At 73.5% G+C, this 26,291-nt stretch carries 29 protein-coding genes, 3 pseudogenes and 1 riboswitch; of the genes and pseudogenes, 13 read left to right on the top strand and 19 right to left on the bottom strand.

Going from position 1 to position 26,291, the window contains the following annotated elements; all coding sequences use genetic code 11:
* The first annotated feature begins 66 nt into the window (after nt 1-66).
* From C8054_RS06085 to C8054_RS32240, 7 genes are read left to right on the top strand one after another with little or no spacing between them, the layout of a single operon-like run.
* Nucleotides 67-1,026, top strand: a complete 960-nt coding sequence (locus C8054_RS06085; protein WP_107155733.1) for a metal ABC transporter substrate-binding protein — start codon at nt 67-69, stop codon at nt 1,024-1,026.
* Entirely contained in the window at nt 1,023-1,790 is a 768-nt protein-coding gene (locus C8054_RS06080) for a metal ABC transporter ATP-binding protein (RefSeq protein ID WP_107155732.1), read from the top strand. Before C8054_RS06085 ends, C8054_RS06080 begins: the two co-directional genes overlap by 4 nt.
* 1 nt (nt 1,791) lies before the next feature.
* Nucleotides 1,792-2,670, top strand: coding sequence for a metal ABC transporter permease (locus tag C8054_RS06075; RefSeq protein ID WP_107155731.1), 879 nt, complete (start codon nt 1,792-1,794; stop codon nt 2,668-2,670).
* Between the two features lie 34 nt (nt 2,671-2,704).
* On the top strand, nt 2,705-3,007 hold the full coding sequence (locus C8054_RS06070; protein ID WP_107155730.1) for a metalloregulator ArsR/SmtB family transcription factor: 303 nt from the start codon (nt 2,705-2,707) through the stop codon (nt 3,005-3,007).
* Entirely contained in the window at nt 3,004-3,402 is a 399-nt protein-coding gene (locus C8054_RS06065; RefSeq protein ID WP_107155729.1) for a Fur family transcriptional regulator, read from the top strand. The genes C8054_RS06070 and C8054_RS06065 overlap by 4 nt, the downstream gene beginning before the upstream one ends.
* A gap of 45 nt (nt 3,403-3,447) precedes the next feature.
* Nucleotides 3,448-4,053, top strand: coding sequence for a hypothetical protein (locus tag C8054_RS06060; RefSeq protein WP_107155728.1), 606 nt, complete (start codon nt 3,448-3,450; stop codon nt 4,051-4,053).
* A 9-nt stretch (nt 4,054-4,062) separates the two neighbouring features.
* Entirely contained in the window at nt 4,063-4,233 is a 171-nt protein-coding gene (locus C8054_RS32240; protein WP_199199561.1) for a hypothetical protein, read from the top strand.
* A gap of 60 nt (nt 4,234-4,293) precedes the next feature.
* Here the strand turns inward: C8054_RS32240 and C8054_RS06055 are convergent, their stop codons facing one another.
* From C8054_RS06055 to C8054_RS06040, 4 genes are all read right to left on the bottom strand, one after another.
* On the bottom strand, nt 4,294-6,243 hold the full coding sequence (locus C8054_RS06055) for an acyl-CoA dehydrogenase family protein (protein WP_107155727.1): 1,950 nt from the start codon (nt 6,241-6,243) through the stop codon (nt 4,294-4,296).
* A gap of 113 nt (nt 6,244-6,356) precedes the next feature.
* Nucleotides 6,357-6,860, bottom strand: coding sequence for a DUF6328 family protein (locus C8054_RS06050; protein ID WP_107155726.1), 504 nt, complete (start codon nt 6,858-6,860; stop codon nt 6,357-6,359).
* Between the two features lie 91 nt (nt 6,861-6,951).
* Nucleotides 6,952-7,701 (bottom strand): sugar isomerase domain-containing protein, encoded by a 750-nt coding sequence (locus tag C8054_RS06045; protein WP_107155725.1) that lies wholly within the window; start codon nt 7,699-7,701, stop codon nt 6,952-6,954.
* Nucleotides 7,698-8,534, bottom strand: coding sequence for an alpha/beta fold hydrolase (locus C8054_RS06040; RefSeq protein WP_107155724.1), 837 nt, complete (start codon nt 8,532-8,534; stop codon nt 7,698-7,700). The genes C8054_RS06045 and C8054_RS06040 overlap by 4 nt, the downstream gene beginning before the upstream one ends.
* A 76-nt stretch (nt 8,535-8,610) precedes the next feature.
* A riboswitch (TPP riboswitch) is annotated at nt 8,611-8,717 on the top strand.
* Nucleotides 8,718-8,789: 72 nt separating this feature from the next.
* On the opposite strand from C8054_RS06040, the gene C8054_RS06035 reads away from it, so the two are divergent.
* The 3 genes from C8054_RS06035 (at nt 8,790) to C8054_RS06025 (ending at nt 11,818) form a co-directional block, all read left to right on the top strand.
* Nucleotides 8,790-9,380 carry an ECF transporter S component gene (locus C8054_RS06035; protein WP_107155723.1) on the top strand — a complete coding sequence of 197 codons (591 nt, stop codon included), beginning with the start codon at nt 8,790-8,792 and terminating at the stop codon, nt 9,378-9,380.
* Nucleotides 9,381-9,476: 96 nt separating this feature from the next.
* A complete protein-coding gene (locus tag C8054_RS06030; RefSeq protein WP_233219511.1) occupies nt 9,477-11,021 on the top strand; it encodes an ABC transporter ATP-binding protein in 1,545 nt (514 codons plus the stop codon).
* The gene (locus C8054_RS06025; RefSeq protein ID WP_107155722.1) at nt 11,018-11,818 is read left to right on the top strand and encodes an energy-coupling factor transporter transmembrane protein EcfT; all 801 of its coding nucleotides are present in this window, start codon (nt 11,018-11,020) and stop codon (nt 11,816-11,818) included. Before C8054_RS06030 ends, C8054_RS06025 begins: the two co-directional genes overlap by 4 nt.
* A gap of 94 nt (nt 11,819-11,912) precedes the next feature.
* Here the strand turns inward: C8054_RS06025 and C8054_RS06020 are convergent, their stop codons facing one another.
* On the bottom strand, nt 11,913-12,353 hold the full coding sequence (locus C8054_RS06020; RefSeq protein WP_107155721.1) for a hypothetical protein: 441 nt from the start codon (nt 12,351-12,353) through the stop codon (nt 11,913-11,915).
* A gap of 274 nt (nt 12,354-12,627) precedes the next feature.
* On the opposite strand from C8054_RS06020, the gene C8054_RS06015 reads away from it, so the two are divergent.
* A complete protein-coding gene (locus C8054_RS06015) occupies nt 12,628-12,924 on the top strand; it encodes an MTH1187 family thiamine-binding protein (protein WP_107155720.1) in 297 nt (98 codons plus the stop codon).
* 128 nt (nt 12,925-13,052) lie between these two features.
* The gene (gndA, locus tag C8054_RS06010; RefSeq protein WP_107155719.1) at nt 13,053-14,495 is read left to right on the top strand and encodes an NADP-dependent phosphogluconate dehydrogenase; all 1,443 of its coding nucleotides are present in this window, start codon (nt 13,053-13,055) and stop codon (nt 14,493-14,495) included.
* A 78-nt stretch (nt 14,496-14,573) separates the two neighbouring features.
* Here gndA and C8054_RS06005 read toward each other — a convergent pair whose 3' ends face one another.
* From C8054_RS06005 to recO, 4 genes are all read right to left on the bottom strand, one after another.
* On the bottom strand, nt 14,574-14,774 hold the full coding sequence (locus C8054_RS06005; protein WP_107155718.1) for a thioredoxin reductase: 201 nt from the start codon (nt 14,772-14,774) through the stop codon (nt 14,574-14,576).
* Between the two features lie 113 nt (nt 14,775-14,887).
* The gene (locus C8054_RS06000; protein WP_107155717.1) at nt 14,888-15,073 is read right to left on the bottom strand and encodes a hypothetical protein; all 186 of its coding nucleotides are present in this window, start codon (nt 15,071-15,073) and stop codon (nt 14,888-14,890) included.
* Nucleotides 15,074-15,140: 67 nt separating this feature from the next.
* Entirely contained in the window at nt 15,141-15,917 is a 777-nt protein-coding gene (locus tag C8054_RS05995) for an isoprenyl transferase (protein WP_199199577.1), read from the bottom strand.
* Between the two features lie 32 nt (nt 15,918-15,949).
* Entirely contained in the window at nt 15,950-16,825 is an 876-nt protein-coding gene (gene recO, locus C8054_RS05990; RefSeq protein ID WP_107155715.1) for a DNA repair protein RecO, read from the bottom strand.
* 101 nt (nt 16,826-16,926) lie between these two features.
* Between recO and C8054_RS05985 the strand changes: the two genes are divergently transcribed.
* The gene (locus C8054_RS05985) at nt 16,927-17,766 is read left to right on the top strand and encodes a DUF4097 family beta strand repeat-containing protein (RefSeq protein ID WP_233219510.1); all 840 of its coding nucleotides are present in this window, start codon (nt 16,927-16,929) and stop codon (nt 17,764-17,766) included.
* A gap of 12 nt (nt 17,767-17,778) precedes the next feature.
* Here the strand turns inward: C8054_RS05985 and C8054_RS05980 are convergent, their stop codons facing one another.
* The 10 genes and pseudogenes from C8054_RS05980 to C8054_RS05945 form a co-directional block, all read right to left on the bottom strand.
* The gene (locus tag C8054_RS05980) at nt 17,779-19,011 is read right to left on the bottom strand and encodes an acyltransferase (protein ID WP_107155714.1); all 1,233 of its coding nucleotides are present in this window, start codon (nt 19,009-19,011) and stop codon (nt 17,779-17,781) included.
* A 120-nt stretch (nt 19,012-19,131) separates the two neighbouring features.
* The gene (era, locus tag C8054_RS05975) at nt 19,132-20,028 is read right to left on the bottom strand and encodes a GTPase Era (protein WP_107155713.1); all 897 of its coding nucleotides are present in this window, start codon (nt 20,026-20,028) and stop codon (nt 19,132-19,134) included.
* On the bottom strand, nt 20,025-20,411 hold the full coding sequence (locus C8054_RS05970; RefSeq protein WP_107155712.1) for a cytidine deaminase: 387 nt from the start codon (nt 20,409-20,411) through the stop codon (nt 20,025-20,027). Before C8054_RS05970 ends, era begins: the two co-directional genes overlap by 4 nt.
* The gene (locus C8054_RS05965) at nt 20,404-21,810 is read right to left on the bottom strand and encodes a hemolysin family protein (protein ID WP_199199575.1); all 1,407 of its coding nucleotides are present in this window, start codon (nt 21,808-21,810) and stop codon (nt 20,404-20,406) included. The genes C8054_RS05970 and C8054_RS05965 overlap by 8 nt, the downstream gene beginning before the upstream one ends.
* Entirely contained in the window at nt 21,786-22,259 is a 474-nt protein-coding gene (ybeY, locus tag C8054_RS05960; protein ID WP_107155710.1) for an rRNA maturation RNase YbeY, read from the bottom strand. The genes C8054_RS05965 and ybeY overlap by 25 nt, the downstream gene beginning before the upstream one ends.
* Nucleotides 22,260-22,276: 17 nt before the next feature.
* Nucleotides 22,277-22,639 (bottom strand): annotated as a pseudogene (locus C8054_RS32565) (PhoH family protein); the annotation flags it as partial.
* 312 nt (nt 22,640-22,951) lie between these two features.
* Nucleotides 22,952-23,386: pseudogene (locus C8054_RS32560) on the bottom strand (LAGLIDADG family homing endonuclease); the annotation flags it as partial.
* Between the two features lie 324 nt (nt 23,387-23,710).
* A pseudogene (locus C8054_RS32555) lies at nt 23,711-24,406 on the bottom strand (PhoH family protein); the annotation flags it as partial.
* Nucleotides 24,407-24,539: 133 nt separating this feature from the next.
* The gene (locus tag C8054_RS05950; RefSeq protein ID WP_107155708.1) at nt 24,540-25,916 is read right to left on the bottom strand and encodes a serine hydrolase; all 1,377 of its coding nucleotides are present in this window, start codon (nt 25,914-25,916) and stop codon (nt 24,540-24,542) included.
* A gap of 3 nt (nt 25,917-25,919) precedes the next feature.
* Nucleotides 25,920-26,264, bottom strand: coding sequence for a histidine triad nucleotide-binding protein (locus tag C8054_RS05945; RefSeq protein ID WP_107155707.1), 345 nt, complete (start codon nt 26,262-26,264; stop codon nt 25,920-25,922).
* Nucleotides 26,265-26,291 lie beyond the last annotated feature (27 nt).

Here is a 26,291-nt window from a genome sequence, read left to right as displayed (position 1 = left end):
CGACCCGCGCTGACATGCAAGCATGCGTTTTTGACAATAATTTTCGTTATCGCGGACAGTTGCTCCATGACCGCCCGTGCCACCCCCCGCGTCCTGACCGCCGCCACCGCCGCCCTGCTCGCCCTGGGCGGCCTCAGCGCCTGCTCGGACGGCGGCGACGGCGGCGGTAAGGACCCGGACCGGGTCGACGTGGTGGCCGCGTTCTACCCGCTCCAGTTCCTGACCGAGCGCATCGGCGGCGACCGGGTCGTGGTCGGCAACCTGACCAAGCCGGGCGCGGAGCCGCACGACCTGGAGCTGAACCCCCGCCAGGTCGGCCAGGTGGTCGACGCCGAGCTGATCGTCTACCTGACCGGCTTCCAGCCGGCGGTGGACGAGGCGGTCGAGCAGAACGGCGGCGACCGCGCGTTCGACGTGGCCGGTGTCGCCCCGCTGCTCGACGCCGCCGCCGGCGGCCACGACCACCAGGGCGAGGCCGGCCACGAGGAAGCCGGCCACGAGGAGGAGGGCGGCGGCAAGGACCCGCACCTCTGGCTCGACCCGACCCGGCTGGCCACCGTCGGCGACAAGCTCGCCGAACGCCTCGGCGCGGTCGACCCGGACCACGCCGCCGACTACACCGCCCGGGCCGGCGCGCTGCGCGCCGAGCTGACGAAACTCGACACCGAGTACGCCGAGGGCCTGCGCACCTGCCAGCGCCGCGAGATCGTGACCAGTCACACCGCCTTCGGTTACCTGGCCGAGCACTACAAGCTGGAGCAGATCGGGCTCACCGGCCTCACCCCGGAGGCCGAGCCCTCCCCGCAGCGGCTCGCCGAGGTCGCGCGGGAGGCCCGGGAGCACCAGGCCGGTACGATCTTCTTCGAGACGCTGGTCAGCCCGAAGGTCGCCGAGACGATCGCCCGGGAGGTCGGGGCGAAGACCGCGGTCCTGGACCCGATCGAGGGCCCGCCCGCCGAGGGCGACTACCTGTCGGCCATGCGCGCCAACCTGCAGACCCTGCGAACCGCCCTGGACTGCTCATGACCTCATCACCCGTGATCGACATCGCGCACGCCACCGTCGGCTACGACGGCCGGCCGGTGCTGCGGGACGTCTCGCTGACGCTGACCGCCGGCGAGGTGGTCGCCGTACTCGGCGCCAACGGCTCCGGCAAGTCGACGCTGGTCCGCGCCGCGCTCGGCCTGGTGCCGCTCGGCGCCGGGTCGGTCACCCTGTTCGGCACGCCGCAGCGCCGCTTCCGGCAGTGGCACCGCATCGGGTACGTCCCGCAGCGGCTCGGTGCCGGCGGCGGGGTGCCCGCCACGGTGGCCGAGGTGGTGGCGTCCGGGCGGCTGGCCCGCCGGGGCGTGCTCCGGCCAGCGGGGCGGGCGGACCGGGAGGCGGTGGCGGCGGCGCTGCGCGCGGTCGGGCTCGCCGACCGGGCCGGCGACCCGGTCGCCACGCTCTCCGGCGGCCAGCAGCAGCGCGCCCTGATCGCCCGCGCGCTCGCCGGCGGCCCGGAGCTGCTGGTGCTGGACGAGCCGACCGCCGGCGTGGACGCGGCCAGCCAGGAGGCGTTCGCCGGGGCGCTGCGCGGCTTCCGCGACGGCGGCGGCACGGTGCTGCTGGTCGCCCACGAGCTGGGGCCGCTGCGCCCGCTGATCAGCCGGGCCGTGGTGGTGCACCAGGGCGGGATCGCCCACGACGGCGCGGTGCCCGAGCCGGCCGGCCACCACGCCGACCCGGACCACGAGCACGTGCACCCGCACTGCGACGAGGAGCCCGCCGGGCTCTGGAGGAGCATCTGAGATGGACCTCTTCCAGTACGACTTCATGCTCCGCGCCCTGGTCGGCGCGCTGGTCATCGGCCTGGCCGCGCCGGCGCTCGGCATCTACCTGGTGCAGCGCCGGCTGGCGCTGATCGGCGACGGCATCGGGCACGTGGCGCTCACCGGCGTCGGCGCCGGGCTGCTGCTCAACCGCTCCCCGGTGCTGGTGGCGGTGCTCGCCGCCACGCTCGGCGCGGTCGTCATCGAGCTGGTCCGCGCGTACGGGCGCACCTCCGGCGACCTCGCGCTGGCGCTGCTGTTCTACGGCGGCATCGCCGGCGGCGTGATGCTCGTCGGCCTCTCCGACGCCAGCAGCGGGTCGCTCAACGCGTACCTCTTCGGGTCGCTGACCACCACGTCGCAGGGCGACCTGGTCACCATCGGCGTGCTCGGCGCGGTGCTGCTGGTGACCATGCTGGTGCTGCGCCCGGCGCTGTTCGCGGTCTGCCACGACGAGGAGTACGCGCGCGTCTCCGGCCTGCCGGTGCGGGCGCTGAACCTGCTCATCGCGGTGGGCACCGCGGTGACCGTGACCATCGCCATGCGGGCGGTCGGGGTGCTGCTGATCAGCGCGTTGATGGTGGTGCCGGTGGCCACCGCCCAGCAGGTGACCCGCGGTTTCCGGTCCACCATGACGGCGGCCATGGCGTTGGGTCTGTTCGCGGCCGGGGCCGGGGTGTGGGTGGCCGCCACTGCCGACACCGCGCCGGGCGCCTCGGTGGTGCTGGTGGCGATCGGCTCGTTCCTGGTGGTGGCGCTGTTGGCGGCCGGCGTGCGGGCGCGGCGGCGGCGCCGTGGCCGGGCCACGCCGACTCCCGCGCCGGTCGAGCCGGCCGAGCACGAGGTGCTGCTCGGATGAGAGCGCCCCAACCGGCAGTGGTTATCGTTACGGGGTGACCGGGACCAACGGGTACGACGCCTTCGAGGGCGCGGGCGAGCTGCTCCGCGCCCTCTCGGCCCCGATCCGGCTCGCCATCGTCAGCGAGCTGGCCGAGGGCGAGCGCTGCGTGCACGAGCTGGTCGAGACGCTCGGCGCCCCGCAGCCGCTGGTCTCCCAGCACCTGCGCGTGTTGCGCGGCGCCGGGGTGGTGCGCGGCTCGCGACGCGGCCGGGAGATCGCGTACGCGCTCGTCGACGAGCACGTCGCGCACATCGTGGCGGACGCGGTCAGCCACGCCGGGGAGGGACCGGCATGAGCACCGGCACGCCGCGTACCACCCGGCAGCGCAGCGCGGTGAGCGCGCTGCTGGACGAGGTCGAGGGCTTCCACAGCGCCCAGGACCTGCACGCCATGCTGCGCCGACGGGGCGACCGGATCGGGCTGACCACGGTCTACCGGACGTTGCAGGTGCTCGCCGACGCCGGCGAGATCGACGTGATGCGCCCGCCGGGTGGCGAGCACCTCTACCGGCGGTGCAGCGACGACGGGCACCATCACCACCTGGTCTGCCGGGGCTGCGGTCGTACCGTCGAGGTGGCCGGGCCGGCGGTGGAGAAGTGGGCGGACCGCATCTCCGCCGAGCACGGCTTCACCGAGGTCAGCCACACCCTGGAGATCTTCGGGACCTGTCCGGCCTGCGCCGGCCGGTAAATCCGACCGGTGCCGCCGTGGCCGCGCCGTGGCAGGCTGTCCGGCGTGAAGATCTACGCCGACCGTTTTCCGACCGCCCTCCGCCAGCTCCTGACCGACCTGCTCGTGGTCGTCTGGGTGTACGCGGCGATCCGCTTCGCGCGCTGGCTGCACGACCTGGTCGAGAAGCTCGCCGTACCCGGGCAGAAGCTGGAGGGCGCCGGCGGCGGCCTCGCCGACAACCTGGCCGACGCCGGCGGCAAGGTGGGCCGGGTGCCGCTGGTCGGCGACGAGCTGACCGCGCCCTTCACCCGGGCCGCCGACGCCGCGCGCGCGATGGCCGAGGCCGGCCGGGACCAGCAGGAGCTGGTCGGCCAGTTGGCGCTCGCGTTGACCGTCGCGGTGCTGGTGTTCCCGCTCGGCCTGGTGCTGTTCGGCTGGCTGCCGCTGCGGGTGCGCTGGATGCGCCGGGCCGGCGCGGCGAAGGCCATGTCCGCCGCGCCCGCCGGCCGGGACCTGCTGGCGTTGCGCGCGCTCGCCGGTCAGCCGCTGTCGAAGCTCCAGCGGATCGCGCCGGACGTGGCCGAGGCGTGGCGGCGCGGCGACGACGCCACCGTCGACGCGCTCGCCGCGCTGGAGCTGCGCGGACTGGGGTTGCGCACCGGCCGGTAGGGTGTCCCGGTGCTGTACTTCCTGATCGTCGTGGCCGTGCTGCTGCTGGCCTACGCGGGCGTGCTGGTGAGTTTCGTCCGCAAGGGCCGCAAGATCCCGCCGGCGGCCTACCTGGTGCTGGCCGCCCTCAACGGCCTGATCCTCGCCGCGGTGATCGCCTGGGCCATCGCCCGCCGCTGAGCGGGTGGGTTAAAAGGGGGCCCCGCCTCTACCGAAAGCGTTAAGCAGGGGCCCCTCCTTTCACAGTCGGCGGCGGACGTCGTCGGCGGTGGAGGGGCCGGGGGTCCAGGGGGCCACCCAGGGGAGGTCGGTCGGTGGGGTGATCACGCCGGCCTCGACGGAGGCGTAGCGGCCGGCGACGATCCGCTTCGCGGCGGCCACGTCGACCGAGTCGGTGTTCGACCAGAGGCCGGTGAACAGCTCGTCGACGCGCAGCCGCGCCTGGCGGCAGAACAGGTCGGCCAGCTCGATGTTCTCCGGGTGGTCGAGCCGCTCGGCGTACGCCCGGACGCAGACCGCCGACATCGCGAACAGCTCCGCGCCGATGTCCACCACCCGGCCGAGGAACGCCTGCTTGCGCTCCATCTTCCCCTGCCACCGGGACATCGCGTAGAACGTCGACCGGGCCAGCTTGCGGGAGGTCCGCTCGACGTGCCGCAGGTGCCCGGCCAGCGGCCCGAACTCCTGGTACGCCCCGGGTGCCTGCCCCTTACCGACCGCGAGCGTGGGCAGCCACTTCGCGTAGAAGGCACCGGCCCGCGCGCCGGCGGCGGCCTTGCGGCCCAGCCCGGCGTCCGGATCGATGATGTCGCCGGCCACCGAGAGGTGCGCGTCGACCGCCTCGCGGGCGATCAGCAGGTGCATGATCTCGGTGGACCCCTCGAAGATCCGGTTGATCCGCAGGTCCCGCAGGAGCTGCTCGACCGCTGCCGGCCGTTCGCCCCGGGCTTCGAGCGAGTCGGCCGTCTCGTAGCCGCGCCCGCCCCGGATCTGGATCAGTTCGTCGGCGATCCGCCACGCCATCTCGCTGGCGTAGAGCTTGACCAGCGCCGCCTCGATCCGGATGTCGTTGCGGTCGTCGTCGGCGAGCAGGCAGGACAGGTCCAGCATGGACTCCATGCCGTACGTGGTGGCGGCGATGAACGACAGCTTCTTGGCCACCGCCTCGTGCTCGCCGACCGGCCGGCCCCACTGGACCCGGTCGGCGGCCCACTCCCGGGCCACGTTGAGCGCCCACTTGCCGGCGCCCACGCACATCGCCGGCAGCGACAGCCGGCCGGTGTTCAGCGTGGTCAGCGCGATCTTCAGGCCCTTGCCCTCGCCGCCGATCACGTTCTCGGCCGGCACGAACACGTCGTGGAACCGGGTGAGGCTGTTCTCCAGGCCGCGCAGCCCGACGAAGGAGTTGCGCCGTTCCACAGTGATGCCCTCGCTGTCGCCCTCCACCACGAACGCGGTGATCCCGCCGCGCCGTCCCTCGGTGGCCGGCACCCGGGCCATCACCACCAGCAGGGTGGCGACCGTGCCGTTGGTGGCCCAGAGCTTCACCCCGTTGAGCCGGTAGCCGGTGCCGTCGGAGGTCGGCTCGGCGGTGGTGGCCAGCCGGGCCGGGTCGGAGCCGACGTCCGGCTCGGTGAGCAGGAACGCGGAGACCTCGCCGGCGGCCAGCCGGGGCAGGAAACGGTCCTTCTGCTCGGGCGTGCCGAACATCTTCAGCGGCTGCGGCACGCCGATCGACTGGTGCGCCGAGAGCAGCGCGCCGATCGCCGGGCTCACCGAACCGGCGAGCATCAACGCCCGGCAGTAGTGCAGGTTGCTGAGCCCGAGCCCGCCGTACTTCCGGTCGATCTTCATGCCGAACGCGCCGAGCCGGGCCATGCCGTGGAACACGTCGTCCGGGATCCGCGCGTCGCGCTCGATCGCCGCGCCGTCCACCTCGGCGCCGAGGTACGCCCCGAACGCGTCGAGGAACTCCGCCGCGCGGGCCACGTCGGCCGGGTCGGACCGGGGCCACGGCTCGATCAGGTCGAGCCGGAACCGGCCGAGGAAGAGTTCCTTGCCGAAACTCGGTCGGTCCCAGGCCGCCTCGCGGGCCGCCTCGGCGACCTGGCGGGCCTCCTTCTCGGAGACCTGGCCCGCCTCGGTGGGCAGCGGCCCCACCCCGTCGGCGTTGTGCTGTGTCGTGGTCACGGCTGCCTCCTGGATGGTCGGTCCGGCTGCGGTCGACGCGCTCGACGAAAACGACGCTACCCCCGGGTGTTACCCAGGGGTAGCGTCGCGTGCACGTCCGATTTGGCGGACCGTCAGTCGCCGGCCAGCGTCTGCGGGTCGTCGTCATCGTCGTCGATGTCGTCCTCACCCCAGTTGCGCCGCGCGAACGGCAGGATCGCCCAGAACGTCAGGAACCAGAGCGCGGTGACGGCGCTGAGCACGAACGCGATCGGCCGGGGCAGCACGAAGTCGGTGATCAGCAGCACGGCGCTGACCATCGCGATCAGCATGAAGAACAGGCCGCCGGTGGCCATCCGGTGGGCGAAGCGGACCAGCTCCGGCTTGCGGCCCTGCCGGAACAGCGCCCGGTGGAACGCGACCGGCGAGATGATCATCGCGGTGGCCGCGGCGGCAGCCAGCAACGCCACGATGTAGACGTCACGCTGGAACTCGGTGGTCCGGGTGAACCCGTTGCTGAACGGCAGGGTCAGCAAGAAGGCGAAGAGGATCTGCACGCCGGTCTGCGCGACGCGCAGCTCCTGCAACAGGTCGGCGAAGTTGCGCTGCCAGCGCTGCTTCTCGGATTCCTTGGACACTCGCGAACCTCCGGTGAAGACGGCACGGCCGGCGGGTGAACGCCCGCCGGCAGCAGCGCCTGTGCCCGATTCGGGCGCTCGCGAAACCGGCTCACGATCCCCGGCGGATCCGCCCCGCGTACCGGGCTTCCAGCTCCGCGTTGTGCTCGTCGCCGCCGGTGATGTTGGCGGACAGGTAGACCGGTGGCCGCTCCCCCGCCGCCACCAGCCGGGCCACCACCTCGACGGTGATCTGCTGGGCCAGCAGCGCGGCGGTGATCGACGAGACCGCGCCGACCGCGCCACCGCCGGGCAACGGCAGCGTGGCGTCGCCGTACGGGGCGCCGTTGTCCAGCACCACGTCGGCGAAGTCGGCCAGCTTCCGCCCGGACGGGTGCCGCGAGGTCATCCGCGCCGAGTGTCGCGCCGAGGTGATCGCCACCAGCCCGTGCCCGCGCTGCTTCACGATCGACGCGAACTCGACCATCGCCCCGTTCACACCCGAGTTGGAGGCGAGCACGAACACGTCCGGCGGCCGGATCGGGGCCAGCTCGTAGAGCCGGTGCGCCACCGCCGGCTCGCGTTCCAGCTTCGGGCCGAGCATGTCGGCCGGCTCGCCGCCGTGCAGGACCAGATCGCGCAGCGCGATGCGGTTGGTGGGCACCAGCCCGCCGGCGCGGCCGGCGATCTCCATGGCGAGCGCCTCGGAGTGCCCGGTGCCGAACGCGTGCACCACCCCGTCGGCACGCAACGCCGCCACGATCAGATCGGCCGCCCCGGCCACGTTCGCCCGCTGCTCGGTGGCCACCCGCCGCATCGTCGACGTAACCGTCTCCAGGTACGCCTCGGCGCTCACCGTCATGCCTCCTCCGTCCCTCGGATCCGGGCCAGGACCGCCTCGGCCAGCGGGCCCGGAGCCTCGTCGGGAATCCAGTGGCTGACGCCGGACAGGGTCACGAACCGGTAGTCGCCGGTGACGTGTCCCGCGCACGCCTCGGCGGCGGTCCGGCCGATCGCCACGTCCTTGTCGCTCCAGACGTACGTGGTCGGCACCGCCACCGGGCCGACCGCCTTCATGTCCGACCCGCTCATCGCGCGGTACCAGTTCAGCGCCGCGGTGAGCGCTCCCGGCTCCCGCATCGGGTCGGCGTACCGGGCGACGGTGGCCGCGTCGCCGACGCCGCGCAGCATCCGGCGCAGCACGGCGCCGTGCAGCGCCAGCAGCACCTTCTCCGCCTTGCCCGGCATCCGGAACAGCGCCATGTAGGCGGACTTGGCCTTCTGCCGGGGATCGTTGGCGAGCGCGTGGCCCATCGCGGCCGGGTGCGGCACCGACACCGCGGTCAGCGTCCGCACCCGCTCCGGGTGCGCCGCCGCGAGGCCCCAGGCCACGATCGCGCCCCAGTCGTGGCCGACCAGGTGCGCGGCGGTCACCCCGAGCGCGTCCAGCACGGCCGCCGCGTCGGCCACCAGCTCCGGGATCCGGTACGCCTCGACCGCCGCCGGCCGCGCGCCGGGCGAGTAGCCGCGCTGGTCGAGCGCGTACGTGCGCAGCCCGGCGGCGTGCAGCGCGGGCGTCACCGCGTCCCACTCGCCGGAGTGCTGTGGAAAGCCGTGCAGCAGCAGGACGGGGTCGCCGCCCTCGGGGCCGCCGGTGCGTACCTCGAACGTCAGATCTCGCGTCTCGACCCGCATGATCGCCAGCCTACCGACAGTCGCCCTGCTGGGCCCGGCCCCGACGTCGGTGCTAGCGTCTGCGACGAGACAACTTCACATCCGACAGGGGAGCGCACAGCGCTGAGAGTGCGGGCCGGTGCCCGCAGACCCTCGAACCTGATCTGGGTAATGCCAGCGCAGGGAGTTCGGTCGACCTCCAGCCGCGTCGACGTCCGGCAATCCGGGCGCGGCGTGCGTCTTCTCCTGGTTCCGCACCACGAACTGGGAGCCACCATGAACCACACCGACAGCAACCGCTGGCGTACCGTCGACATCGTCGTCGCCTCGGTCATCGCCGTCGCCTTCGGCGTCGTCTTCTGGGCCTGGGGCCTGCTCTGGAGCGCCACCGACGCGGCGTTCGCGTTCTTTCCGCCGGCGCAGGCGGTGCTCTACGGCGTGTGGCTGATCCCGGCGGTGCTCGCCGGCCTGATCATCCGCAAGCCGGGCGCCGCGCTCTACTGCGAGACGGTGGCCGCGATCGTCTCCGCGCTGCTGGGCAGCCAGTGGGCGGGCATCGTGATCCTCCAGGGCCTGATGCAGGGCATCGGCGCGGAGTTGGCGTTCGCCGCGTTCCGCTACCGCTCGTTCAAGCTGCCGGTGGCGGTGCTGGCCGGCGCGCTGACCGGCCTGGGCGCGGCGATCTTCGACTTCGTCTACTGGAACAAGGCGTACGAGCTGACCTCCTACCGCCTCCCGTACGCGCTCATCACGATCGTCAGCGCCACCGTGATCGCCGGCTTCGGCGCCTGGGTGCTCACCCGGGCGCTGGCCAACACCGGCGTCCTGGACCGCTTCCCCGCCGGCCGGGACCGTGCCCTGGTCTGATCGGGTCCCACCGTTGATCAAGGAGTTCGCGTCGGCGGCGGGCGGTTTCCCGGACGCGAACTCCTTGATCAACGAGGCTGGGGAGGGGGTGGCGCGGTGAGCGGGGTGGTTCTGCGGGGGTTCGGGTGGCGGCACGGGGGACGGAAACGCTGGGCGGTGCGCGGGGTTGACCTGCGGGTCGAGAGCGGGGAGCGGGTACTGCTGCTGGGGGCGTCGGGAGCCGGCAAGAGCACGCTGCTGGCGGCGCTGGCCGGGCTGCTGCCCGAGGACTCCGGCGAGCAGGAGGGCACCGTCGAGATCGACGGGCTGGACCCGCGCAAGGCGCGCGAACGCGTCGGCGTGGTGTTCCAGGACCCGGAGACCCAGCTCGTGATGGCCCGCTCCGGCGACGACGTCGCGTTCGGGCTGGAGAACCGCGGGGTGCCGGCCGAGGAGATCTGGCCCCGGGTCGACGAGGCGCTGCGCCGGGTCGGCTTCCCCTACCACCGGGACCGCCCGACCGCCGCGCTCAGCGGCGGCGAGCAGCAGCGGCTGGCACTCGCCGGGGCGCTCGCGCTGCGGCCGGGGCTGCTGCTGCTCGACGAGCCGACCGCCAACCTCGACCCGGCCGGCGCCGCGCTGATCCGCCATGCCGTCACGGACGCGGTCGACGCGGACACCACGCTGATCCTGGTGGAGCACCGGGTCGCGGAGGCGCTGCCGCTCGTCGACCGGGTGGTGGTGCTGGAACCGGGTGGCGGCGTACGCGCCGACGGGCCGCCCGACGTGGTCTTCGCCGCGCACGGCGAGGCGCTGGCCGCCGCCGGGGTCTGGGTGCCCGGGCACACCGTGCCGCCGCGACACGCCACCGCGCCGGCCGGCGACGTGCTGCTCACCGCCGACCGGCTCGGCCTGCCGCCCCGGCTGGCCCCCACCGACCTCCGGGTACGCGCCGGCGAGGCGCTCGCCGTCCTCGGCCCGAACGGCGCCGGCAAGTCCACGATGGCGCTGCTCCTCGGCGGCCTGCTGCGCCCCGGCACCGGCACGGTCACCGCGGCCCCGGAACTGGCCGGGCGGGACGCGCGCACTCCCCCGCACCGCTGGCGGGCGCCGGCGCTGGCCCGCCGGATCGGCTCGGTCTTCCAGGACCCGGAGCACCAGTTCGTCACCGGTACGGTCCGCGACGAACTGGCGCTCGGCCCGCGCCGGACCGGGCAGTCCGAGGCGTCGGTCACCGCCACCGTGGACGCGCTGCTGCACCGGCTGCGACTGGACCGGCTGGCCGGCGCCAACCCGTACACCCTCTCCGGTGGCGAGGCGCGGCGGCTGAGCGTGGCGACCGCCCTGGCCACCGCGCCCCGCCTGCTGATCTGTGACGAGCCCACGTTCGGCCAGGACCGGCGCACCTGGCGGGAACTGGTCGACCTGCTCGCCGAGCTGCGCGACGCCGGCCACGGCGTGGTCACGGTGACCCACGACGCGGACTTCGTCGCCGCGCTGGCCGACCGGACGCTCACCCTGGACCGTCCGGCCGGATCCGACGAGCCGGACCGCCCGGCCGGATCCGACGAGCCGGACCGCCCGGCCGGATCCGACGTGCCGGGCCGTCCCGGTTCGGCGCGGCGTCCGGTACCGCCGGGCCGAGGGGCGGGTGCGCCGTGATCGACCTGGAGCCGGTGGCGACGCCGGGCGCCCCGCTGGCCCGGCGCAACCCGGTGGCGAAGCTGGCCGCCGCGATGGTGTTCACCATCGTGCTGGTGGCGACGCTGGACCCGGTCGCGCCGGCCATCGCCATCGCGGTCGAGCTGGCCGTGCTGCCGCTGTTCGGGGTCCGCTACCGGGTGCTGGCCCGCCGGGCGTGGCCGCTGCTGGCCGCCGCCGTCGGCATCCTGGTCACGCTGGTGCTCTTCGCCGCCGACCGGTCCGGTCCGGTGCTGGTCGAGGCCGGGCCGGTGCTGGTCACCCAGGGCGTCCTGGTCACCGCGCTCGGGCTGGTGCTGCGCATGCTCGCGGTGGCGCTGCCCGGCATCATCGTGTTCGCCACCACGGACCCGACCGAACTGGCCGACGCGCTGATCCAGAACGCGAAAGCGCCGGCCCGGTTCGCCATCGGCGCGCTGGCCGCGTTCCGGCTGGTGCCGCTCCTCGAACAGGAGTGGCGGATGATCAGCATGGCCCGCCGGGCCCGGGGCGTGGACGCCGGCCGCAACCCGGTGGCCAAGCTGCGGCTCTTCGCGTCCACCGCGTTCACGCTGCTGGTCGGCGCGATCCGGCGCGGCACCCGGCTGGCCGTGGCGATGGACGCCCGGGGCTTCGACGCGGGCACCCCGCGTACGGTGGCCCGCCGACAGCGCTTCACCCGCGCGGACGCCCTGCTCGTGCTCGCCGCCGCCCTGCTGGCCGGCGCCGCCCTGACCACGAGCATCCTCCTGGGCACCTTCCGCCCCCTGATCGGCTGACCCCCACCGCAGCCCGTTGATCATGAAGTTGCTTAGTGGAGATCTTGGAAGGAAAGTGCCCCGGGAGGGGCCGGAGGCTTCCAAGATCTGCGAGTCAGCTGCGCCGAAAGGCGTAGAACCGGGCCTGGCCGGCGCGCTGACCGCGCCCTGCGGATCGGGGATCGCGGCGGTCGACGGGAGCGGCCTTCGGCGGGGTCGGGCGGGGCGACACCGGATCGATCGGCATCGCACCGGGCAAGCCCTCGACCGGCAGGGCGACGCCCGGCAACGACGTGGCACCGGGCAGGGGCGCACCGGGCGACGCTCCATCCGGCACCACCGGACCGGACCGGAGCGAACCGGGCAGCGCGCCGCCTGGCAACACGCGGTCCGGCACCACCGCACCGGACCCAACCGGGTTGGGCGACGCGCCGCCGGGCAGCAGCGCCATCGGGGTGGACGGCGTCCGGCCGAGCGCGTCGACGTCCGTCGGCTGGGCGTCCGGCCGGGACGGTGACGGTTTGCGGGACTTCTTCGGGTTGCGCTTCGCGGGCATCCGCGGGCCTCCTGTCTGTCGGGCGCGCCGACCACGGTCGCGCCGGGGGCGCGCCGTATCGGGACGCGCCGAGCGGGTGCGATCCGGTGCGATCCGACCGCGACAGACACCGCGAACGACGGCGGCGGGACGGGATGCGGACGCCCGGAGCAGGACGGGTCCGCGGCATCTGCGGCGGCGGACCGGCTCGGAGGAAGGGCGTCAGTTGCGCATGCCGACACGTTAACCCGACGCCACCGAACGCCGCACCCGAATTACTGACACCATCGTCGGCATGCTTGTCGCGTTCTCCATCACCCCGCTCGGCGTGGGTGAGTCAGTGGGCGACCCGGTCGCCGACGCCGTCCGGGTGGTCCGCGAGTCCGGGCTGCCGAACCGGACCGATGCCATGTTCACCACCGTCGAGGGTGAGTGGGACGAGGTGATGGCGGTGGTGAAGCGGGCCGTCGACACCGTCGCGGCCCAGGCGCCCCGGGTCAGCCTGGTGCTCAAGGCCGATCTGCGTCCCGGCGTGACCGACGCGTTGACCGCGAAGGTGGCGCACATCGAGGCGCGTCTCGCCGAGGGGTGAGACGCGCCGCCACCGCCTCCTCACCCGCCGTCGCGGTGTGATCCCCTCACGCCACGACCGCGATACGGTCGCAGGACGGTAACGAGGACGGCCGCGGTCAGCGGCGCGGACGAGAGGTGGCGGTACGCATGGCAGAGCAGGCGACGGCGCAGATCGGGGTCACCGGTCTGGCCGTGATGGGTCGCAACCTGGCCCGGAACCTGGCCCGCAACGGCTTCGCCGTGGCGGTGCACAACCGGTCGCCGGAGCGGACCCGCAGCCTGGTCGCCGAGCACGGTGACGAGGGCACGTTCGTGCCGTCCGAGTCGCTCGCCGACTTCGTCGCCTCGCTGGAGCGGCCCCGCGCGGTGATCGTGATGGTGAAGGCCGGCGCGCCGACCGACGCCGTGATCGACGAGCTGATCCCGCTGCTGGAGGAGGGGGACATCGTCGTCGACTGCGGCAACGCGCACTTCGCCGACACCCGCCGCCGCGAGGAGGCGCTGCGCACGCACGGGCTGCACTTCGTCGGCACCGGCGTCTCCGGCGGCGAGGAGGGCGCGCTGCGCGGCCCGAGCATCATGCCGGGCGGCTCGGCGGAGTCCTACCAGAAGCTCGGGCCGATCTTCGAGAAGATCGCCGCGCAGGTCGAGGGCGCGCCCTGCTGCCGGCACGTCGGCCCGGACGGCGCCGGCCACTTCGTGAAGATGGTGCACAACGGCATCGAGTACGCGGACATGCAGCTCATCGCCGAGGCGTACGACCTGTTGCGGGCCGGCCTGTCGGCGAGCCCGGCGGAGATCGCGGACATCTTCCGGGAGTGGAACGGCGGCGAGCTGGAGTCGTTCCTGATCGAGATCACCGCGGACGTGCTCGGGCACACCGACGCGGCGACCGGCCACGCGTTCGTGGACGTGGTGCTCGACCAGGCCGAGCAGAAGGGCACCGGCCGCTGGACCGTGCAGAGCGCGCTGGACCTGGGCATCCCGATCACCGGCATCGCCGAGGCCACGTTCGCCCGTTCGCTGTCCGGTCACGCGGACCAGCGCGAGGCGGCCCGTCGCGTGTTCGCCGACGCCGGCGAGAAGTGGCAGGTGGAGGACCGGGACACGTTCGTCGAGGACGTGCGCCGCGCGCTGCTGGCCAGCAAGATCGTCGCGTACGCGCAGGGCTTCGACCACATCCGCGCCGGCAGCCGGGAGTACGACTGGAACATCGACCTGGGCGGCACGGCCACCATCTGGCGGGGCGGCTGCATCATCCGGGCCCGCTTCCTGGACCGCATCCGGGAGGCGTACGACGGCGAGCCGGAGCTGGCGACGCTGCTCGTCGCGCCGTGGTTCGCCGACCGGGTCAGCGCCGGTGTCCCGGCCTGGCGGCGGGTGGTGGCCGACGCGGCCCGGGCGGGCGTGCCGACCCCGGCCTTCGCGTCGTCGCTGGCCTACTTCGACGCGCTGCGGGCGCAGCGGCTGCCGGCCGCGCTGATCCAGGGGCTGCGGGACAACTTCGGCGCGCACACCTACCACCGGGTGGACCGGGACGGCGCGTTCCACACCCTGTGGGCCGGCGACCGCTCCGAAGTGGAGGGCTGAGCCCCACCACGCTCACCCGGCCGGCGGCCCGGGTCCACCGCGCGGCGTCGATCGCGCCGGGTCGGGGCCGTCGCCGGGTCACCGGGCCCAGTCCGCCGCCGGCTCACCGGCGGCCAGCTCGCCGATCTCGCCGGAACGGACGGTGGGGGTGTGTCCGAGGTCGGCGCACCACCGCTCGGCCACGCCGGCGCACAGCTCGGCGACCGCCTCCCGGCGGCTCGGCTCCACCAGGTCGGCGGCGGCCAGGGCGGCCGTCATCTCGTACCGGAGATCGCGCATCTTCCACCCCCGTGGCGGCGCGTCCCGGCGGCGCGCCCTGCGCCGATGGTAAAGCGGAACGCCCCACGGATGCGGGGCGTTCCGCCGATGGCCGGCCGACGCCGGCCGGCAGGTCAGAAGAACCGACGCCGCTTGGCCTTCTGCGGCCGGAGCAGGTCCGCGCCCTTGGTCAGCAGGCGGCTCACCCCGGTCGGCCCGCGACGGGCCTCCAGCGTGTGGCTGAGCCGGCGGGCGCCGGCCGCCGCCAGCGGCACGGCGACCGCCATGACCGCCCACTGCCCGATCCGCTTCTGAATCATGTGGTTCACCTCCGCGTTTGCTGTTGTCCCTACCGGTACCCAGCGCGTCGCCTCGGTAAGCGTGAGCTCAGACTCCCGGGGCCACCGGGTTGGGCAGCGCGCCGCCGAAGCGGCGGTCCCGCTGGGCGTACAGCTCGCAGGCGTACCAGAGATGACGGCGGTCGAAGTCGGGCCAGAGCGTGTCCAGGTAGACCAGCTCCGCGTACGCGGTCTGCCAGAGCAGGAAGTTCGAGATGCGCTGCTCGCCGGAGGGACGCAGGAACATGTCCACCTCGGGCACCTCGGGGTGGTAGAGGTAACGCGCCACCGTCTTCTCGGTGACCTTGTCCGGATGAAGCCTGCCGGCGGCGACGTCCCGGGCGATCGCGGCGGCGGCGTCGGCGATCTCCGCCTGGCCGCCGTAGTTGACGCAGAACTGGAGCGTCAGCGTCGAGTTGTCCCGCGACATCTCCTCGGCGGTCTGCAACTCGGAGATGACGCTCTTCCAGAGCCGCCCGGCCCGGCCCGACCACACCACCCGGACACCCAGGTCGACGAGCTGGTCCCGGCGGCGGCGGATGACGTCACGGTTGAAGCCCATCAGGAAGCGGACCTCGTCCGGCGAGCGACGCCAGTTCTCGGTGGAGAACGCGTACGCGGACAGGTACGGAATGCCCATCTCGATCGCGCCCTCGACGGTGTCGAACAGGCTGTGCTCGCCCTGCTCGTGCCCCTTGGTGCGGGGCAGCCCCCGCTCCTTGGCCCAGCGGCCGTTGCCGTCCATCACGATGGCGACGTGCTTCGGCACGGCGGCGGGCGGCAACGCCGGCGGCCGGGCACCGGACGGGTGCGGGGTCGGCGGCACCGGCTCGCGGCGGCGCGCACTCGTCGATCGGATCACTCGGTCATCTCCCTGTTCACACCAGCGACGGCGGGTCCGGCGCCGGTGCGCGGCGGGACCACACCCGGCCCCGCGCCGCCGGGCGGCGGGACCGCGCCGGGCGCCGGGGCACCCCGGTCGACCAGCGGCAGCGAGCGTAGCGCGCGCTCCAGATGCCACTGGAGGTGCGCCGCGACCAGCCCACTGCACTCCCGGCGTACGCCGTTCTCGGCGGCGTCGGCGTACGCCCAGTCGCCGGTGGTCAGCGCGGACATCAGCACGAACGTGGCCGGCGCGGGGTGGGCGGCGCCGGGCGGCCGGCAGTCCGGGCAGACGGCGCCGCCGGCCGGCACCGAGAACGCGCGGTGCGGACCCGGTTCACCGCAGACCGCGCAGGCGGCCAGCGCCGGCGCCCAGCCGGCGAACGCCATGCCGCGCAGCAGGTACGCGTCGAGCACCAGCGTGGTGGCGTGATCGCCGCGGGCCAGGGACTTCATCGCGCCGAGGGTGAGCTGGAACAGCCGCAGCGACGGCTCCCGCTCGACCGGGGTCAGCCGTTCGGCGGTCTCGGCGATCGCGCTGGCCGCCGTGTAGCGGGGGTAGTCGCCGAGGAACCGCTTGCCGTACAGCTCGATCGCCTCGACCTGGCTCACGGTGTGCAGCGAGCTGCCCTGGTTGCCCTTGGGGTCGCCGGCGAGTTGGAGGTCGACGTGGCCGAACGGCTCCAGCCGGGCGCCGAACCTGCTGGTGGTGCGTCGGACGCCCCGGGCCACCGCGCGCAACCGGCCGTGCCGGCGGGTGAACAGTGTGATGATCCGGTCGGACTCGCCCAGCTTCTGCACGCGCAGCACCACCGCGTCGTCGCGGTAGAGCTGTCGGCGGTACCCGGCCATCGGTCCATTCTCCTCGGGGTGCGATCTCAGGGTCGGCTCGGGGTGGACCGGTGGGCGATCCCGGATGTGGCGGTCACCCGGCCGGCCCTAGTGTGCTGGCCATGGCTTCGCTCCGAACGGCGCTCCGGCCGCGCGGCACCGCTTCCCGCCCGCGCGGCACCACTTCCCGCCCGCGCACGGTGGTGGCGGCGACCGCGGCCGCCGCGCTCATCGTGCTCGCCGGGTGTGACACCCTCTCGTTCCGCCGGCTCGACTACGACCAGACCGAACGCGTGAAGATCACCCGGATCACCGTGGACGGCGACGGCTCCGGGGACGTCATGGTGCGCGCCACCGGCCCGGTCGACCAGGTGCAGATCAAGCGCGTGGTCCGCTACCAGGGCGGCGAGCCGGACAGCCGGTACGAGATCAAGGGCGACGAGTTGGTGCTGCCCACCGACTGCGGGCAGCGGTGCAGCATCGCCTGGGAGGTGACCGCCCCGCCCGGCGTGGCGGTCCGGGGCGGCACCGGCTCGGGCAACGTCGACCTCAACGAGGTCGGGGCGGTGGAGTTCACGCTCGGCTCCGGTGACCTGACCGTCAACGGAGCCGGCGGCGAGGTCCGCGCCTCCAGCACGTCGGGCAACATCCGGCTGACCGAGGCGGCCGGCCCGGTCCGGCTGCGGGCCAGCTCCGGCGACATCGAGGCCCGTCGGCTCGCCTCCGCGGTCGACGCGGAGGCGACCTCGGGCAACCTGACCGTCGAGCTGGACCAGCCGGCCCCGGTCCGGCTGCACGCCAGCAGCGGGAACGTCGACCTCGCCGTGCCGGCCGGCCGGTACCGGGTGCGGGCCGACGCGAAATCCGGCGACACCGACGTGCGGGTGTCGAACGACCCCGGCGCGTCCCTGCTGCTCGACGTGACCGCCACCAGCGGCAACGTCACCGTCAGCAGCCGCTGAGCCGGCCGCCGCTCAGTCGCCGGCGCGGGTGCCGGACGACCCGGCGGCGCGGCCCGTGGACGACCCGGCGGCCCGGTCCCGGGGCGCGTCGGTGTCGGCGGGCGGCCCGTCGGGTCGGTCGGTCGTCGGCCCGGAAGCTCGACGGGGCGCCGGCACCCGGGCTCCGGCGCCGACCAGCCGGCTCGCCGCGCCGGCCGGGGCCGGGCTGGCCGGCGCGTCCGCCGCCCGCGCCGGCACGGTCCGTCGTGGCCGACCGGGCACCAGTTCCGGGGTACGCCGGGCAGCTACGTCCTCGACCCAGCCGACCAGCAACGTCACCACGCCGACGAGGACGAACACCAGTCCCACCCGCAGCCACAGGCCGACCGGGTCCCGCGTCGACCAACCGATCAGGCCGACCAGCGGGGTGAGCGCCACCACGAAGGGCATGTGCCAGAGGTAGACGGTCAGCGCCCGCCGGTTCACCACGGTCACCGCCCGGCCGAGCACCGGGAACCGGTCGATCCACGCCGCGCCCGTGGGCGCCCGGCCGATCGCCACCAGGATGAACGCGGTCGCCCAGAGCGCGTTGCCCAGCGGGATGTCGTTGATGTCGTAGCCGCGCGGCCCGGGATGGGTGACGATCCAGGCCAGACCGGCCACGCCGAGCGCGCCGGCGACCGGCAGCAGCACCCGGTTGCGCATCCGGCGCAGCAGGCCGTCGTGGTGGGCGAAGCCGAGCAGCCACGCGCCGAAGTAGAGGCCGAACTCGCGCAGCACCGTCGGCGGGTTCAGCAGGATGCCGAACTCGACGGCGGCGAGCAGCGCGTACGGGGCGACCAGCGTGGGCAGCGGCGCGCGGCGGAACAGCCACAGCGCCACCGGCGAGGCGAGCACGAACCAGAGGTAGTCCCGCAGGTACCAGATCGGGCTGAGCGCCAGCCCGCCCCAGTAGTTGGCCGGCGGGTCACTGATCGGGAAGAGCCAGAGCAGCACCTTCGGCTCGAACGTCAGCCCGGTGAGCAGCATCGCCGGCACGAAGACCGCGGCGAGCACCCAGAGCGAGGGCAGCAGCCGACGCAGCCGGCGCCCCACGGCGGACACACCGCTGCGGTCCAGGGAGGCAGCCATCAGCGACCCGGCCAGGGCGAACATCACCGCCATCGCCGGGAACACCAGCGTGAGCGTGGCGTAGCCGGTGACGTGGTAGGTGACGACACGCAGGATGGCCAGGAAGCGGAGCAGGTCGAGGTAGCGGTTTCGCATCAGCTCGCAGCGGGGTCCGGGGGCAGAGACAGAAGTCCCTACCCTGCTCCCGCCGCCTGTGAAACGTGTAAGAACGCCCACGGAACGTGAGATGCCCCATAAGACTGACTGATCCGGCCCTCAGAAGCCGAGCTTGCGCAACTGCTTCGGGTCGCGCTGCCAGTCCTTCGCCACCCGCACGTGCAGGTCCAGGTAGACCCGGGTGCCCAACAGCTCCTCGATCTGCCGGCGCGCGGTGGTGCCGACGTGCTTGAGCCGGCTGCCCCGGTGACCGATGACGATCGCCTTCTGGCTGGACCGCTCCACGTAGAGATCCGCGTAGATCTTCGTGAGGTTGCCCTCCGGGATCATCTCCTCCACCACCACGGCGATGGAGTGCGGCAGCTCGTCCCGGACCCCCTCCAGCGCCGCCTCCCGGACCAGCTCGGCGACGAGCACCTGCTCCGGGTCCTCGGTGAGCATGTCGTCCGGGTAGAGCTGGGGCGACTCCGGCAGGTAGCCGGTCATCACGTCGACGAGCGTGTCGACCTGGTGGCCGGAGACCGCGCTCACCGGTACCACGGCCGCGAACTCGCCCAGCTCGCTCACCGCGAGCAGTTGCTCGGCCAGGCGCTTCTTGTCCACCAGGTCGGTCTTGGTGACCACGGCCAGCACTGTCGCCTTGAGGCTGGCCAGCTCGCCGGTGATGAACCGGTCGCCCCGGCCCACCGGCTCGTTCGCGGGCACGCAGAGGCCGATCACGTCGACCTCGCTCCAGGTCTCCCGGACCAGGTCGTTGAGGCGCTCGCCGAGCAGCGTGCGAGGACGGTGCAGGCCGGGCGTGTCGACCAGCACGAGCTGCGACTCCGGCCGGTGCAGCACCGCCCGGATGACGTGCCGCGTGGTCTGCGGCTTGCTCGACGTGATGGCGATCTTGGTGCCGACGATTGCGTTGGTCAGCGTCGACTTACCGGCGTTCGGCCGGCCGACGAAACAGGCGAAACCGGCCCGGTACGGGCGATCCACGGGGGCGGTCACTCGACCACCGTGCCGAGCACCGAACCGTCCGGCGCGGCCACGTGGATCGGCGCGTCGGCGGAGAGGTCACGCACCGCGGCGTGCCCGGCGCCGTCCAGCGTCGACGCCTCGGTCACCACCACCGCGGCCTCCAGCCGGCTCGCGCCCGCGGCCACCGCCGAGGCGACCGCCAACTGGAGCGCGGTCAGGGTCAGCGACGGCAGCGCCACGCTGGCCGCCGCGTACGTCCGGCCGTCCTGGTCGCGGACCGCCGCGCCCTCCACGGCCCCCACCCGACCCCGGGCGCCCCGGGCCAGCACGACCAGCTTGCCGTCCTCGGCGCTCAGCTCGGCCGGATCGGCGGGGGTGGGCCGGGCGGCCGGCACGGCGGGTGAATCAGGCATCGGCGGGTTGCCTCTCCTCGGAACGGTTGTGGTTGCCACGGGACTCGGTCGGATCGGGCCGCCCCGCGCCGTCCGGCGCGGAACCCGGCTCGGACCGGCTCACCAGCACGGTGTCGATCCGGTTGCGTCGGCCGGTGGTGCCCTCGGCGATCAGCCGCAGACCGGCCACCTCGGCCTCGGCGCCCGGGATGGGCACCCGGCCGAGCGCCTGGGCGAGCAGGCCACCGACCGTCTCCACCTCGTCGGTGGGCAGGTCGGTGTCGAACAGCTCGCCCAGATTCTCCACCGGCAGCCGGGCGGTCACCCGCACAGCCCCGTCCGGCAGATGCTCCACCGGTGGGCGCTCGACATCGTACTCGTCGGTGATCTCACCGACGATCTCCTCCAGGATGTCCTCGATGGTGACCAGCCCGCCGGTGCCGCCGTACTCGTCGACCACGATGACCAGGTGGTTCCGGGCCGCCTGCATCTCGGAGAGCAGGTCGTCCACCGGCTTGGACTCCGGTACGAACGTCGCCGGGCGCATCAGCTCGGCCACCGGCATCTGCCGCGCCCCCCGGTCACCCTGGGTCCGCCGGATCAGATCCTTGAGGTAGAGCACGCCGAGCACGTCGTCGACGTTCTCGCCGATCACCGGGATACGGGAGAAGCCGGACCGCAGGAAGAGCGCCAACGCCTGCGCGAGCGTCTTACGCTCCTCTATCCACACCATCTCGGTACGCGGCACCATCACCTCACGGGCGATCGTGTCGCCGAGCGCGAAGACCGAGTGGATCATCTGACGCTCGCCGTGCTCCACCACGCCGCGCTGCTCGGCCAGGTCGACCAGCTCACGCAGTTCCACCTGGGTGGCGAACGGCCCCTCGCGGAAGCCCTTGCCCGGGGTCACCGCGTTGCCGATCAGGATCAGCAGCGACGCCAGCGGGTTGAGCGCGCGCCCCAACCAGCGCACCAGCGGCGCGACCGCCCGGCCGACCGCGTAGGCGTGCTGCCGGCCCAGCGTGCGCGGCGCGACACCGACCACCACGAAGCTGACCACAGTCATCGCCCCGGCGGTGACCAGGGCCGCCCGCCAGCCGGCGCCGAACGTGTCCACCGCCACCAGCGCGACGAGCGTGGTGGCGGTCAACTCGGCCAGCAGTCGGAGCAGGAGCAGCAGGTTGAGGTGGCGGACCACGTCGCCGGCGACCGCCTGGAGGGCACGCGCGCCGCGTGCCCCGTCGCGGGCCAGCTCGGCCGCGCGCGCCGGGGAGACCGCCGCCAGCGCCGCCTCGGTCATCGCGATCAGGCCGGCGAGCACCACCAGCCCGGCCCCGAAGAACAGGAGCTGAAGATCGGGCAGGCCGGCCGGGGCCGCCGCCGCGAGAGTGACCATCACCGGGACCGGGTCGACCGCCAGCTGGCCAGCAGCCGGGCCTGGAGACCGAACATCTCCCGCTCCTCCTCGGGCTCGGCGTGGTCGTAGCCGAGCAGGTGCAGCACGCCGTGCACGGTGAGCAGGTGCAGCTCGTCGGCGGCGGAGTGCCCGGCGGTGGCCGCCTGCTTGGCGGCCACCTCCGGGCAGAGCACGATGTCGCCGAGCAGGGCCGGCTCGCCGCCGGCCGGGCTGCTCTCGCCCGGGCCGTGGTCGACGCTCCCCTCGTCCATCGGGAACGCGAGCACGTCGGTCGGGCCGTCACCGCCCATCCAGCGGTGGTTCAGCTCCGACATGTATTCGATGTCGACCAGCAGCACGGAGAGCTCGGCGAGCGGGTTGACCCCCATCTCGTCGAGGGCGTGCCGGGCGACGGCGAGCACGGCGTCGGTGTCGACGGCGACACCGGACTCGTTGGCGATCTCGATGGACAACTGTCTTCCTCTGGTGGTTAGCGGCGCCGACCGGCCCGGCCGCCCTGGGCGGTCCGCCCCGGCACGGCGTGCACGCTCTGCGCCTGCTGGTTCTCCCGCTCGGCGTCCCAGCGGGCGTACGCGTCGACGATCTCACCGACCAGCTTGTGGCGGACCACGTCGGAGCTGGAGAGCTGCGCGAAGTGCACGTCCTCGACGTTGTTCAGGATCTCCCGGACCACCCGCAGGCCGCTGCTCGTCCCGCCGGGAAGGTCCACCTGGGTGATGTCGCCGGTGACCACGATCTTGGAGTTGAAGCCGAGCCGGGTGAGGAACATCTTCATCTGCTCGGGCGTGGTGTTCTGCGCCTCGTCCAGGATGATGAAAGCGTCGTTGAGCGTGTTGTGGGTGACCAGGAAGTTGTCGGTCACGTAGAGCGAGTCCTCCGCAGCGACCTGGATGCACATCGTCTCCTGCACCCCGGCCGGGATGATGGAGTCGATGAACCGCATCGGCCGACCGCCGCCGTGCTCGTCGTAGACCCGGCGCTTGCGCGACAGGCGGAACGGCGCGACGTCGGCCGGAAGACGGATTTCCACGACGTAGGCGTCGGAACGGTACGGAACCGGGTGCCCCTTCGCCAGACCGGGCTTGCGGCCCTCGGCCGGACGGACCCGCGCCGTGGCCACCCCGCCGAGCGACTCGACCAGGTGGACCACGTCGTCCGCCAACTGGGCGGACGTGGTCGTGTACTGCACCCGGCAGGTGCGCCCGGCCTGGACGACCGGCCCACCGTCGGTGTCCAGCAGCCCCTGCAGGACCGCCAGCCGGACGCCGACGCTGTTGTTCAGGTAGACCTCGGGGACGAACTTCGTGCCCGAGGTGGCCCCGGCCAGCCCCAGCTCCCGGACAGCCGCCGTCACCGGGTTGACCACGATGACGCCGCCGCGATGCCCGTTGACGTGCCGGAGGACGTAGTCGTAGTCGTTCTTGCGGACCAGCTCGATGTCGGCCAGCGCCTCCTCCAGCGCGACCGCCAACTCCGCGTCGGCGGTGCAGAAGGCCGGCGTGGTGCGGCACGAGATCGACCCGTCACCCAGCAGCAGCCCGAGCGCGTACGGGTCGAGCGGAACCGCCCGCGGCTCCATCTGCACCGGCGCGACGAGCGGCAGCTCGTAGCGGCGGGTGTGGCCCCGCCACTCCTTGCCGATCATCTCCTGCGTCTCGATCGTCCGCCGCCGGCCGCGCCGCTTGTCATCCGGCGTGGCGACGGTCCACAGGTGCTCGCCGCAGCAGAGCGTGGACGCGCCGTCCTGGGTGGTGACCCGGAAGACCTGCTTCGGGCCCTGGGGATAGATGCCGATCACCGGCGTGGGCGTCCCGTTCGAGCCGATGACCAGGTCACCGACCTGGAGCGAGCCGAACGGCCGGAAGCCCTCCGGGGTCAGCACCCGCGCGTCGTACGGCTGTGCCCGGCCCCTCATGTATGCCAGCGGTGCGACCTCGATCGTGCCGGCGGCCATCAGCTTCGGGATGGACTCCGGGTCGAGCATGTCGTGCAGCGCGTCGTAGAGCGGGCGCAGGTAGGGGTCGATCTTCTCGTTCAGCGTGCCGGGCAGGAAACCCAGCCGCTCGCCCGCCTCGACCGCCGGCCGGGTCAGGATGATCCGGTTGACCTGCTTGGCCTGGAGCGCCTGAACCGCCTTCGCCATCGCCAGGTAGGTCTTGCCGGTGCCGGCCGGGCCGATGCCGAACACGATGGTGTGCGAGTCGATCGCGTCGACGTAGCGCTTCTGCCCGAGCGTCTTGGGACGGATGGTGCGACCGCGCCGGGAGAGGATGTTGAGCGTCAGGACCTCGGCGGGCCGCTCGGCGCCGCCCTGCTCGAGCATGCCGACGGTACGCCGAACGGCGTCTGTGGTCAGGGTCTCGCCTTTCTCGATCAGTTCGAGGAGCTCACTGAAGAGACGCTCGGCGAGGGCGTTGTCGGCGGGCGCACCGGTGATGGTGATCTCGTTGCCGCGCACATGGACGTCGCTGTTGACCGAGCGTTCGACGAGACGCAGGATCTCGTCGCCCGCGCCGAGCAGGTTCACCATGATCTTCTGGTCTCCGACCGTGATCCTGGTCTGCACCCGGGGCGGGTCGGGAGGTGGGGTGCCGGTCATAGGTCGGGCCCGTCGGGCCCTGCGCCACCTGCTCTCCGATCTCGGCGCCGGGCCCTGCTGGCGCGGCGTACGGTGGCTTCCATCGTATCGGGTCGGCACCGTACGCACCGCGCCCATTTCCGGTGCCCTGCGGTCAGCCGCCGGCGCGGAAGTCGTACCCGCCGAACGCCTCCTGCCGCCGGGTGAAGCGGTAGGTCGCCCAGTGCATCCGGACCACCGCGCCCCGCTCGTCCCGGGTGAGCCGGAGCAGCTCACCCGCCTCCCGGCCGGAGACCGTGCGGAACACGTCCGGCCGGTCCGGCAGCGGCGCGAACACCGACGGCGGCTTGCCGGCCGGGTCGTCCGCGCCCCGGGCCCGCAGCGCGCCGTCGTGCCAGGAGAAGACGGACTCGAACCCCTCGCCCCACCAGCGGCCCAGCATGCCGCGCAGGTGTTCCGGGGCGGGTGGGCCGGGACGCCACGGCTCGATCTCCGCCGGGTCGTGCTCGGCGGCGGCGGCGAGCAGCTCGTGCGTCAGGTCGAGCACCTCGACGCCGGTGCCGGACGAGCCGAGCACCGCGCAGCCCATCGCCCCGGCCGTGCCCTCACCACCACGGCGACCGTAGACGGCGGCCAGGAAGCCCGGCATCGCCCCGTCGTGCCCGACGTGGGTCACCCGGCCCGGTCGGGGCACCAGGATCAGCCCGAGCCCGAAGCCGGCCGTCCAGAGCGACTCGTCGGTGGTGGTGAGCGGCCAGCGCATCTCCTCGACGGTGGTCGGGGCGAGCACCGCGCCGGCCGGATCCAGCGCGGCCGGGTCGGCCAGGAACGCCGCCCAGCGGGCCATGTCCGGCGCGGTGCTCCAGAGCTGGGCGGCCGGCGCCACCGCGCCGAAGTCGACGGGCGGTTCCGGGTGTGCCTCGTCGGAGTACGCGTCCACCAGGAAACCGGTGACGGCCCGCTCCCCCGGCGTGACGCCGGTGGCGGTCAGCCCCAGCGGGGCGAGCACCCGCTCGGCGAGCACCTCGGCCCAGGTGCCGCCGCGCCGCCGGGCGACCGCCTCGCCGAGCAGCGCCAGGCCGAGGTTGGAGTAGTGGAAGCGACGGCCGGTGGGCAGCACCCGCTCCACCCGGGCCAGGTCGGCCAGCAGCTCGTCGACGGCCGGGGCGCGCAGCGTGTCCCACACGTCGCCGTACGGCTCGCGTTGCAGGCCGGCGGTGTGCGACAGCAGCCGACGGACGGTCAGCTCGCCGTACGCGGGCAGATCCAGGTGCCGCCCGATCGGGTCGTCCAGGTCGAGCAGCCCGTCGTCGCGGCACTGCATGACCAGCACCGCGGTGAACGTCTTGGTGACCGAGCCGATCCGGAAGACGCTTTCCGGATCAAGCGCGGTGTCGTTGCCGGTGCCGCCCACCGCGCGGGCCCAGAGCGGCCGGTCGGCCCGGTGCAGCGCCGCCGACAGCGCCGGGACCCGCCCGTCCGCCTGGGCCCGCCGGGCCATCCGGTCGAGCCGGTCGGAGATCGAGGTCATGCCTCAGCGGCAGAGCATCGGGCCGAGCGGCGCGCCACCCAGCAGGTGGGCGTGCACGTGGAAGACCTCCTGGCCGCCGTACGGGCCGGTGTTGAACATGAGGCGGAACCCGTCCACGGTCAGGCCCTCCTCCTCGGCCACCAGGGCGGCGGTGTGGAGCACCTCACCGGCCAACGTGGGGTCGCCCTGGGCGAGCGTGGCCACGTCCGCGTAGTGCTCCTTGGGGATCACCAGCACGTGGGTGGGGGCCTTCGGGTCGATGTCCCGGAAGGCGAGGGTGGTGGCGGTCTCGCGGACGATGGTGGCGGGGATCTCCCCGGCGACGATCCGGCAGAACAGACAGTCCATCGCAGCAGTGTAAGGAAGGGCCCCTGC

Source organism: Micromonospora sp. RP3T, from assembly GCF_003027925.1.
In the GTDB taxonomy this organism is placed as follows: Bacteria; Actinomycetota; Actinomycetes; order Mycobacteriales; family Micromonosporaceae; genus Micromonospora.
This window is presented reverse-complemented; position numbering and strand designations above follow the sequence as displayed.